We start from the raw sequence: 9,734 nt of genomic DNA on the forward strand, positions 1-9,734 counted from the left end.
TCATAATGAATCTATATTTAATAAAGTTACATGATTGGTATGTATAAAACCGTAACAAATTGCAAACTGTCGTTGGTTTCTCTAGGCGATATTTCATAAACCTCGAGATTTAAGCGTTTATGGGTAGGATTTAATCGATGAGTGCGACAAAAAGTATACAAAACATGCCAGGCCAACCATAAATGTTGATAACTACCTTGGTAGATGAGACTCATATATTTGCCTTTAAAGGCAATTCGCTCAGGATTGGCCTCACAAGCACTATAGCATTGAATTGGAATACCCAGTTTGCCAGTGAAATAGTGCTGTCGAATATCGGCATGTTCATATAAGGCAAAACTCGGCCCTGCTGGACGATTCTCTGGCCCTAAGCTTATGGTTAAATCGCGAAAGCCTTGTTCCATCTGGACTGACATTGAATGATCGTTGACGATAAAGGGTTTGGTCACGGCATCAATGTTTGGCAGTTTGTGACAACCATTGTGAGTAAACCGAACATTTGCATCACTGCTTGGTTCTAGACGAGCTTTTAAACGAAGCAAAAGCAGGCGCATATCGGCGTTAATGCGTCTTTGATACATGAGCTGTCGAGCCCGTTGCCAGAAGCTTAAAGTACAGTAGGCTTTCAGCTGCATTAGGCTTTGGCCTTCTTCATTGTTTCCCCATTCGATCTGAAGCCCAAGAGCTGATGGATAGAAGGAGTCTGTTTCGATCGAACATGAAAGGCTGTTGCTACGATGTACTGTTTCAATCAAACAATTAATGACACCAATGTGCTTTCCTTTTAGGCGAATAGTGGCGCCACCAATTTGGCGATCATGAGCCGGTTTAGTTTCTATTGATAATTCATCATCATAAAGTGTCCAAGGTAACCAGCTTGGCCAAAACTCTATTTCTTCAAGTTTACTGAGTAGCGTGTCTGAAGAATTAGGTAGTAACAGTGAATGATGGATGTAAACGTATTTTTGTGTGAAAAATAGATATCCCACAATGAACAAAAGCAGAATTACACTGATAATTAGCCCAATGATCATGTTTGCGAGCTCCTTACTGTCATAACGTCGGACAGAAGTGACAGCCTTTTTATTCAAATAGCTGGAGAAAAAGGCAAAACGTATTGTCAGTATAGATATAAACAGAGCTCTAATTCAAAAGGTTAAATGCATACAAGGAGATTAAGGATGGCAAAGATCAGGATATGGGACTGGCCTGTGCGAATGCTCCATTGGCTGATGGCTCTCTTATTTACCGGATTGATCGTGACCGGGAAGGGGGATGGAGACAATATGGACCTGCATTTTTACATGGGCTATGCGCTCTCTGCGGTAATTATTGCACGCATTATTTATGGTGTAATCGGGTCAGAATTTGCGCGATTTTCGCAGTTTATTTATAGCCCGGTAACAATTTTGAGTCATGTAAAAGCGCTAGTAACTGGGAAAGGTAAAGAATATTTAGGCCATAATCCCGTTGGTGGGGTGATGGTTATAACTTTGCTGCTTGCTTTGACTTTACAGTGGGGAAGCGGTCTATTTATCAGCGATGAAATATTTTTATTTGGTCCTTTCTATGGGGCCATTTCTGATGGTAGTACTGAATTTCTCGGCTCTATTCATCATAGCTTGCCCGATATTTTGATAATACTAGTAGCACTTCATGTTCTCGCGGTGCTGTATCACGAAATACGTTTTAAAGAACGTTTGATTGCAGCCATGATTCATGGAAAGAAAGTTGCACACAACCCAGCCTCAGTGGAGCCTGTTAAGACACCAAGAATAGGCGTAATAGTATCTTTAACATGTGCCCTCGGATGGCTAACTTGGCTGTGGAGCATACCTGTTTAACTCAAAATACCACGCAAGTGATGCCATTACGCGGCATCACTTTCGTTGTAAATTTCATCCTTGTTGTAATCCACTTCATCATTCGAGCGATACTCATCGCTGTCTTCGATGTATGACTCCTCATCCGGCTCAATGACTAAATCGTCTACTTGCACCGTTTCAGTGTCGTTAGGTTCTTTAGACTCTTTTTTTGGGGAAGATGTCTCGGTTTTTGGTGGTGTTTTCTTAGTCGCTTTTTTGCGCTTATTCCCTAAGGCTTCAAGCACATCCTCTTTGTTTTCCGCTAAGTACATTGCTAACTGAGCAATGTCATTGGCATCGGATAAGGTCCCGCTTTCTTGTAATAGGTCCTCTAGGTTTTCAGCCGTCTCCAGCAGTTTGTCATAATGGTCTGCTTCTGCTTTTGAGGAGAAGGTCATCTTTTCAACACCGTTTCGTTCAACAACATACTTAATTACGACAGGCATAAATCGCACCTCTTTTAAAATACTGTATAAAAATACAGTATTTATTTTTGTCTTGTCCAGCTTTTTATTTGGCTAACCGCAGAGGGATTGGTAAAGTTGCGCCTCGTTAATAAGGTTAATAGTTATGTCTGATTTTAAATGGCCAGATGTCGATACGGCATTTTTGACAGAAAATTTTGAGTATTTAGCGACGCTGTTGTGGTTGGTCGCTATTTTTGTGATCCGCCATTTTGTAAAACGCGCGTTAAGAGCGAATGAAAAGCAGGACGTAGATCGTAAACGTCGACGTTTAAATACCGTTGATAATGTCTTTAATTTTGTGTCGTTTGTCGGTTTGATACTGATTTGGGCAACAGAGTTGCAGAACATTGCGATCTCCATTGCGGCTTTCATGGTGGCGTTAGTGATCGCCACGAAAGAGTTTATTTCCTGTATTGTGGGGGCCCTTTATAAAGCCAGTACGCGTCCTTATCAAGTGGGTGACTGGGTTCGAATAGGTAACTTTGAAGGGGAAGTAACAGACAGTGATTGGCTCTCTACAACGCTCTTTGAAGTCGACTTTAAAGGCGGAAGTTATGCCTACACTGGGCGAACGACTATTGTGCCTAATAGTGTGTTACTTACCAATTTTGTTCAGAACTTGAACTATATGCGTCGTTACGTAGAGCATAGTTTTTCGATTTCTAGACTCACTGATGACGTAAATCTGTTTGAAATTAAAGAGCCCATTCTGGCTAAAATACGTGAGTACAGTGAACACTTTCATGAAGTCGCTATTCGTTATAACAGTTTGATAGAGAAAAGGCTGGATATAAAAATTGCAGGCCCAGAGCCCTCGGTACGAGTACAAACGACGATAGAAGGTTACAACGTGTTTACGGTGTCGTTATTCTGCCCAACAGAAGAAGCGGCAGAAATTGAGCAAAAAGTCACGGAAGATTTTATGCGTATTTGGTATGAAAAGAAGCGTCAGCTGTAGGAGGCGCATACAATGTTAAAGCGTAACGTGTTTTGGCTATTGAGTTTGGTTTCGGCGCTGTTTCTAACCGGTTGTACAGACATGAGTGTGTCTGAGCAAGAGTTAAATCAAGAAGTAACTCAGCGATTGAAAACGACTCAACCTGATGTGATTCAACTAACACTTGAAGAGTCGACATTGAATCTGGATTTACTGATCAAAAATGCGGATATCGACTTAACACAACGCGATGGCGGATTGGTCATGGTGGACCTGAAAACAGATATTCGAGGCGTTCTTAATGTGTTTGGTCAGGATATGACAATGACGGCTCAGCTAGACCCATCTTTTGAGTCTGGTCTTCGTATAGAAGAAGATCGTGTGTATCTGGTAGGCGCTAAACTCACACAAGTATCTGTGCAAGGCTCAAGTATAAGTGACCAAATGTTGCGTAATACACTGGGATCACTGCATGATGAGTTCGAAAGTGCTTTGGCTCGTTATTTTGATACTCACCCTGTTTATGTTTTAAACCATTCTGCAATGGAAAAAGCCGCCGCAAAAATGGTGAAAGATATTGTCATTACCGATGATAGTATTGAGTTCATGATCTTTTAATTTATTTAAGTTTGCTAACCAAAAGTCTTAGCAAACTCTGTTTACACGAGGAAAACCTATGTCTATTTCAGACAACACAGTTGTGCAGTTTCACTACACTCTACGTGAAGGCGACACGTTAATCGAAACGTCTGCAGGAAGTGAGCCTTTGGCTTACTTACACGGCCACGGCAACATTATCCCTGGTTTGGAAAAGGCGATGGTTGGCAAAGCGGCGGGTGATGAGTTTGATGTAACAGTACCTTGTTCAGAAGGCTACGGTGAGCGTCAAGACGACAAAACTCAGCAGATCCCAGTAAAGCATTTGCAAGGCGCTAAAAAGTGGAAGCCTGGCATGGTGGCAACGGTTCGCACCGATCAAGGTCTACGCCAAGTAACGATCGTAAAAGCAGGCCTGAAGCATGCGACAGTGGACTTAAACCATCCTCTTGCTGGCAAAGAGCTAACCTTCTCAGTGCAAATTCTTGAGACGCGTGACGCAACAGAAGAAGAAGTTGCACACGGTCATGCGCACGGTGTTGGTGGTCATCACCACTAAGATTTTTCCAGCTGCCGTTGCTAGACGGCAGCTGTCTCTTTCCGCTCTCTTATTTCTCTTTGTTTTCCCCAATTTTTTCTGTTCTTTTATTCCAAACAAAAGCTACTTTATCTTTACTAAAACTTTATCCGTTTCGCTATCGCGTGCCAGTACAGTGTTTCAGTATTGCCGACGATCAAGACTTGAAATTAAATGAGAATCATTACTTGACAATGTTGGTGTCTGGTGTTTAATTGATAACTGTTATCATTTGCATCAAGGGGCTTGAGCTATGACGAATCACATTGTTCCGTTTTCGGTAATTGAGCAGACTATAAAACGTGGTGTGGCGTCAGATTCACCAAATGTTTTGTATCATTATTTAGACACCAGTGAGGCTTATGCTGAGCAGCTGGGTATCTCTGAATCTTACAATCTATACAAGCGTGTCTATCAAGTTCTGCTTGAGACAGTGTGCGATGCAGCAGTACCAATGCACTGGCGCGAGCTTTGTCTAAATGCGATCAATCGCCCTTTGTTGCAGTTGAAGCGTTTTGTGATTACCGACCAAGACGCCGTTGAATACTTTCGGTTAGAACATGAATTGCGAGCATTGAGCCATTATTTCATGGCGGGGATGCCGTTTGGAGTGAAGCAATGAAAACTCGAATTGAAGCCGACAGCATGGGCCAACTAGAGGTCCCTGAAGACGCTTTATACGGTGCGCAGACACAGCGTGCGATCAATAATTTTCCTATCAGTGGCCAGCCTCTGCCTGAGTCTTTTATTCGCGCCTTGATTCAGTTGAAACAAGCCGCAGCGAGAGCCAATCAATCATTGGATTGTATTAGTTCAGACATGGCATCAGCCATTGATGGCGCTTGTTCAGAGTTACTAGAGTCATCCGATTTGATGACACATTTTCCTGTCGATGTTTTTCAGACAGGCTCGGGCACCAGTTCAAATATGAATGCCAATGAGGTGATTGCCACATTAGCGACGGCGAAATTGAATGACAAGGTCGGCGCGAACGACCATGTGAACTTTGGCCAAAGCAGTAACGACATTATCCCAAGCGCGATCCATGTCAGCGCAGCCATTGAGGTGACTAAGCGATTGATCCCTGCGCTTGAGCACCTGACGCAAACCGTGCGCGAGAAAGGGCAGTCACTTCAGGGCTATACCAAAACGGGACGTACCCACTTGATGGATGCCATGCCTGTGCGTTTGGATCAAACCTTCAATGGTTGGGCGGCGCAACTGCAAGATAATATCGATAACTTGAAAGCCATCCTGCCTAAAGTGACCAAACTTGCTCAAGGTGGCACGGCGGTAGGAACCGGTATCAATGCTCACCCTGAATTTTCAGGCAAGATCTGCCAAGAGTTATCAGCTCTGACTAACGTTACCTTTGCACCGGGTGACGACTTTTTTGCACTGATCGGCTCGCAAGACACCGCTGTCGCATTGTCTGGAATCCTTAAAGCAACGGCAGTGACTTACATGAAGATCGCTAACGATCTACGTTGGATGAACTCAGGACCATTGGCGGGGCTAGGCGAGATTACTCTAGAGGCTCTACAGCCAGGCTCTTCGATCATGCCAGGTAAAGTTAACCCCGTGATTCCAGAAGCCACAGCGATGGTTGCGGCACAAGTGATTGGCAACGATGCAGCCATTACCATTGGTGGCCAATCCGGAAACTTCGAGTTAAACGTCATGCTTCCTGTGATCGCTAGTAACTTGCTAAACAGCATTCAACTTTTGAGCAACAGTGGTCATCTATTGGCGGACAAAGCCATTGCCACGTTAACGGTTAATGAAGACAAGCTGAACGAAGCATTGGCGAAAAACCCAATACTAGTGACAGCATTGAATCCGATTATTGGTTATCTAAAAGCCGCAGAGATCGCGAAAAAAGCGTACAAGGAAAAACGCCCAGTGATTGATGTGGCGGCAGAAGAAACCGACTTAACGCGTGAAGAGCTGGAAACCTTGCTGGATCCTGCGAAGTTAACCAAAGGCGGTTTATAGTATTTGGAAGATTCATCAAGGACGATGAAGCAGGCTGGGATGGTACGCAAGCCACACCCCAGCCTTTTTTATTGGTTTCGCACAGTCTTAAATGACAGGTGTCCGTTTTATGTCCAAGCTTTTCGTAGTGTTGGAGCAGAAAAGGACGCAATCAAATCCAGTGCTAAAATCGCCACCATGCCGATGGTTGCCATAGGGAAGAGCAGTGAGATGGGTAATAACATCCATACTGCATGCTTCCAGCGCTTTAGGTCTTTCGGTAATGGCGGTGCTGCCAGCGCTTTCGCAGGACGGCGTTTCCACCACATCACAACGCCAGACACACACAGCAGCATCACAGCCAAACAAAACAGCGTACAAGCGACTAAATTCCAGACACCAAACTGCCCCATATGTAAGGCAATGCCGAACGCCATCGACTTGGCAAACCAGTTGTAATCCATAAAGCCAACATCTGCGATCACTGAACCAGAGTAGCGATCATAATGCACGGTACGGTCGTCCAAAGCATTATTGATATCACGACCCATAGTGCTCGCTGTTGCGGTGAAAACCCCCGCCTCGCCTTTCGGAAAATGCACTTGGAAACGAGTAAAGCCCATTGTTTTAGCATCCGCAACCACTCGGTCCAGCGTAATCGTATCTTGGCCAAAGACTGGCGCACCTGACTCCGGTAAAGGGGCTTGCTCAAGATTCCAAGGTACCTGTTTTAAACCTTTTACGTTCAGGTCTTCGTGGGTCAGCGTTGACGAGACATTCTTAGCGCTTTGTTCAACAGGGAAAGTGCTCCAAGCTTGTACCATCATGCCGCCCCAGACACTGGCCCAAGCCAGTCCAGAGATGCAGAAAAACAGCAAAATGACCGCGACCCAAACCCCCACAACACTGTGTAAATCGCGCCATAAACTGCGGCCTTTACCCTTAATACGTGTGGCAGCTTTCCATAGCGATTGGCCAGATTGAGGCCACCACATATACACACCAGTCAAAATAAGTAGGATCGTGAAGCTTACGGCAATTTCAATTAACCAATCACCAGTAAGGCCGATCATAAAGGTGCCATGGGCATCATCCGCCCAAACATACCAAGAGTCAGTAATGCTGATATCGCCACTGATTTGACCTGCGTATTGGTCAACAAACACAGAACGAGTGTCATCACCGACCGCTACCTGAAAGCGTGTCGCATCGGTTGCATCATCGGAGACATACAAACGCTTAATAGTGCTATCTGGATATTGGTCAGCGACCAGCTGATAACGCTCTTCAAAGGGAATAGGGGAGTCAGTGACTTGCGAGACCTTGTACAAATCATCGTGCAACACCCGCTCGATGATCGGGTCAAAAATCATCACCAGGCCAGTAATAGCCAACATCATTAAAAATGGAACAACATACAAGCCAGCAAAAAAGTGCCAGCGCCAAACGGAACGGTAAAAGTCCTTCGTGCCAAACATTAGAAATCCTGCAACTAATCGGGCATAAAAATAAGATGCCCCAACAGTCGTCAGGGCATCATGCTAGTTTTTGATCTTCACTGAACGCAGGATTAAAGGGTGGTGCACGAGCTTGAACGGAACGTGGGGTAGCCGCCAGCACTTCTATAGTCGGCGCGAAACTGTAATCAAACGCCTTTGAGGGAGCATGGAACGCCAACGTTGTTGTGGCGATGTCCATAAAGAAATGGGTACAAGGACAAGAATGCGAACTGCTGTGTTGGCTCGCTTTGTCGTTATCTGAAGAGTCACCGCTGTAGACGTAATAACTTTCTACACCCAGCGTGGTACAGATCTCGATCCGCTGTGCACCCGTTTGACCAATGCCATTTACTAGCGGTACAGCAAAGTACGCTAGCCAGCATAAAATCAAAAACAAATGAGAACGGCGTTTCACAGTCAATACGAATCGATTTAATAAAAGTGGCGCAACTTTACGAAAGCTGAACTAAATGGGCAAGCAATAACTGAAAGGCACTTGCTGCAAATCAGCAGTCATCAGTCCATCTCATCAAAGCGAATTTGAACTTTAGGCTGCTTCGGCTTCGGTGTCTCGGGCAGTTTCAACGGCTCAACGATCTTCTCCAGACCATTCACCTTAACCTCCAACGCCAACTGTAACCAACGGCCTAACTTACCCTCCGGCCAGCCTTTATGATTAAACCAAAGCAAATACTCCTCCGGCAGATCCACAATCAACCGACCCTCATACTTACCAAACGGCATCTTCTGACGCGCAATATCCAGCAAATCCTGCTTCTCAATCATAACCAACTACCTCCCAAAACAAGCCCCGCATACTACCACATCTATCCCTTGTACGACCTCGCTGCGCGAGGGAAAAAACTCTGTGTTAACCGGTTCCGCTCGGAGATTATCTATATTTGTAGGACCTCGGTCCCCGAGGGACCAGCCTGCAAACTAGGTAATCTTGCTAGGATGCCAACGATCAGCTTCGGTACTTACCAACCGCTTTGCAGGCACTATCCCATGCAATTCAATTCAATTCAATTCGCTTGCGCAATCCTCGTGTCTCGGCCACGTCAGCGCGAATCAAACACATGGGATACTGCAAACAAGCCCGCGAGTTCTCCTATAGGACCTCGCTGTGCGAGGGAAACGATCTCGTACGAGCCGACTCCGTTCGGCGATTATCTATATTTTTAGGACCTCGGTTCCCGAGGGATCAATCTGCAAACTAGGCAATCTTTCTAGGATGCCAACGATCAGCTTCGTCGCTTCCCAACTGCTTTGCAGGCACTATCCCATGCAATTCAATTTGCTTGCGCACATCTCCGGTCGTTCCTCCCTTCGATCGTCAGCGCAAATTAAACGCATGGGATATCGCTAATAAGCTCGCAAACTCTCGTACGAGCCGTCTCCGTTCGGCGATAGGTTTTTTCTCTTTTATAAGAGGGCTTTTGCAGCCCGATCTAGCCTTGGACTCGTAGCACACTGTGTAGAGGGTTCGTAAAAGGGGTGGGGTTATCGCATGCTCCTAGTGGATATATTGTCTGCATCTGTATAAATATACAGTTTATTTTTACATCAGCAAGTTGGATGTCTGTTTTCATGACCTGAATGCTATTCAGTTTCTCGCCTTGTCATAGATGCGTCAGCGAAAGTGTATTAAGATCAATAACTAACCAATGACGCAGCCAGAATAACGTGCTGTGGACAAATGATATAACGCGCATGCTCGATTTTGTGTCTTAAGTTGTGATTGGATAAATCTAAAAAGTGTTGTTAAAACAGATTGTTAGAGGGAATTATTTAGGTTCTCTGGCACTGCGTAAACGA

General features: G+C 44.9%; 11 protein-coding genes. 6 read left to right on the top strand and 5 right to left on the bottom strand.

The window, feature by feature from the left end; all coding sequences use genetic code 11:
- Positions 1-26: 26 nt before the first annotated feature.
- Complete coding sequence (locus JHD44_RS04430) at positions 27-1,034, bottom strand: hypothetical protein (RefSeq protein WP_199461460.1); 1,008 nt, start codon at positions 1,032-1,034, stop codon at positions 27-29.
- A 147-nt stretch (positions 1,035-1,181) separates the two neighbouring features.
- Between JHD44_RS04430 and JHD44_RS04435 the strand changes: the two genes are divergently transcribed.
- Complete coding sequence (locus tag JHD44_RS04435; protein WP_199461462.1) at positions 1,182-1,844, top strand: cytochrome b/b6 domain-containing protein; 663 nt, start codon at positions 1,182-1,184, stop codon at positions 1,842-1,844.
- A 26-nt stretch (positions 1,845-1,870) separates the two neighbouring features.
- Here JHD44_RS04435 and JHD44_RS19200 read toward each other — a convergent pair whose 3' ends face one another.
- Positions 1,871-2,311 carry a YebG family protein gene (locus tag JHD44_RS19200; RefSeq protein ID WP_199461464.1) on the bottom strand — a complete coding sequence of 147 codons (441 nt, stop codon included), beginning with the start codon at positions 2,309-2,311 and terminating at the stop codon, positions 1,871-1,873.
- A gap of 124 nt (positions 2,312-2,435) precedes the next feature.
- Here JHD44_RS19200 and JHD44_RS04445 point away from each other — a divergent pair, with 124 nt between their 5' ends.
- The 5 genes from JHD44_RS04445 (at position 2,436) to JHD44_RS04465 (ending at position 6,438) form a co-directional block, all read left to right on the top strand.
- Positions 2,436-3,290 (top strand): mechanosensitive ion channel family protein, encoded by an 855-nt coding sequence (locus JHD44_RS04445; RefSeq protein ID WP_199461466.1) that lies wholly within the window; start codon positions 2,436-2,438, stop codon positions 3,288-3,290.
- Between the two features lie 12 nt (positions 3,291-3,302).
- Positions 3,303-3,887, top strand: coding sequence for a DUF1439 domain-containing protein (locus JHD44_RS04450; protein ID WP_199461468.1), 585 nt, complete (start codon positions 3,303-3,305; stop codon positions 3,885-3,887).
- 58 nt (positions 3,888-3,945) lie between these two features.
- Positions 3,946-4,425 (top strand): FKBP-type peptidyl-prolyl cis-trans isomerase, encoded by a 480-nt coding sequence (locus tag JHD44_RS04455; RefSeq protein ID WP_199461470.1) that lies wholly within the window; start codon positions 3,946-3,948, stop codon positions 4,423-4,425.
- Between the two features lie 271 nt (positions 4,426-4,696).
- Positions 4,697-5,065: a hypothetical protein gene (locus JHD44_RS04460; protein WP_133563156.1), complete on the top strand. Its 369-nt coding sequence runs from the start codon at positions 4,697-4,699 to the stop codon at positions 5,063-5,065.
- Complete coding sequence (locus tag JHD44_RS04465) at positions 5,062-6,438, top strand: class II fumarate hydratase (protein WP_199461472.1); 1,377 nt, start codon at positions 5,062-5,064, stop codon at positions 6,436-6,438. The genes JHD44_RS04460 and JHD44_RS04465 overlap by 4 nt, the downstream gene beginning before the upstream one ends.
- A 107-nt stretch (positions 6,439-6,545) precedes the next feature.
- Here the strand turns inward: JHD44_RS04465 and JHD44_RS04470 are convergent, their stop codons facing one another.
- The 3 genes from JHD44_RS04470 to JHD44_RS04480 form a co-directional block, all read right to left on the bottom strand.
- The gene (locus tag JHD44_RS04470; RefSeq protein WP_199461474.1) at positions 6,546-7,895 is read right to left on the bottom strand and encodes a PepSY-associated TM helix domain-containing protein; all 1,350 of its coding nucleotides are present in this window, start codon (positions 7,893-7,895) and stop codon (positions 6,546-6,548) included.
- A gap of 58 nt (positions 7,896-7,953) precedes the next feature.
- Positions 7,954-8,331, bottom strand: a complete 378-nt coding sequence (locus JHD44_RS04475) for a DUF2946 family protein (RefSeq protein WP_199461476.1) — start codon at positions 8,329-8,331, stop codon at positions 7,954-7,956.
- Between the two features lie 101 nt (positions 8,332-8,432).
- Positions 8,433-8,702 carry a DUF3820 family protein gene (locus tag JHD44_RS04480; protein WP_133563148.1) on the bottom strand — a complete coding sequence of 90 codons (270 nt, stop codon included), beginning with the start codon at positions 8,700-8,702 and terminating at the stop codon, positions 8,433-8,435.
- Between the last annotated feature and the right edge of the window lie 1,032 nt (positions 8,703-9,734).

The organism is Marinomonas ostreistagni (assembly GCF_016461785.1).
GTDB classification, from domain to species: domain Bacteria; phylum Pseudomonadota; class Gammaproteobacteria; order Pseudomonadales; family Marinomonadaceae; genus Marinomonas; species Marinomonas ostreistagni_A.

What these genes read in the sequence shown, in the direction of transcription:
- JHD44_RS04455 (WP_199461470.1), top strand. Translation starts at nt 3,946, where the DNA reads ATGTCTATTTCAGACAACACAGTTGTGCAGTTTCACTACACTCTACGT.
- JHD44_RS04470 (WP_199461474.1), bottom strand. Translation starts at nt 7,895, where the DNA reads ATGTTTGGCACGAAGGACTTTTACCGTTCCGTTTGGCGCTGGCACTTT.
- JHD44_RS04430 (WP_199461460.1), bottom strand. Translation starts at nt 1,034, where the DNA reads ATGATCATTGGGCTAATTATCAGTGTAATTCTGCTTTTGTTCATTGTG.
- JHD44_RS04480 (WP_133563148.1), bottom strand. Translation starts at nt 8,702, where the DNA reads ATGATTGAGAAGCAGGATTTGCTGGATATTGCGCGTCAGAAGATGCCG.
- JHD44_RS19200 (WP_199461464.1), bottom strand. Translation starts at nt 2,311, where the DNA reads ATGCCTGTCGTAATTAAGTATGTTGTTGAACGAAACGGTGTTGAAAAG.
- JHD44_RS04460 (WP_133563156.1), top strand. Translation starts at nt 4,697, where the DNA reads ATGACGAATCACATTGTTCCGTTTTCGGTAATTGAGCAGACTATAAAA.
- JHD44_RS04435 (WP_199461462.1), top strand. Translation starts at nt 1,182, where the DNA reads ATGGCAAAGATCAGGATATGGGACTGGCCTGTGCGAATGCTCCATTGG.
- JHD44_RS04465 (WP_199461472.1), top strand. Translation starts at nt 5,062, where the DNA reads ATGAAAACTCGAATTGAAGCCGACAGCATGGGCCAACTAGAGGTCCCT.
- JHD44_RS04450 (WP_199461468.1), top strand. Translation starts at nt 3,303, where the DNA reads ATGTTAAAGCGTAACGTGTTTTGGCTATTGAGTTTGGTTTCGGCGCTG.
- JHD44_RS04445 (WP_199461466.1), top strand. Translation starts at nt 2,436, where the DNA reads ATGTCTGATTTTAAATGGCCAGATGTCGATACGGCATTTTTGACAGAA.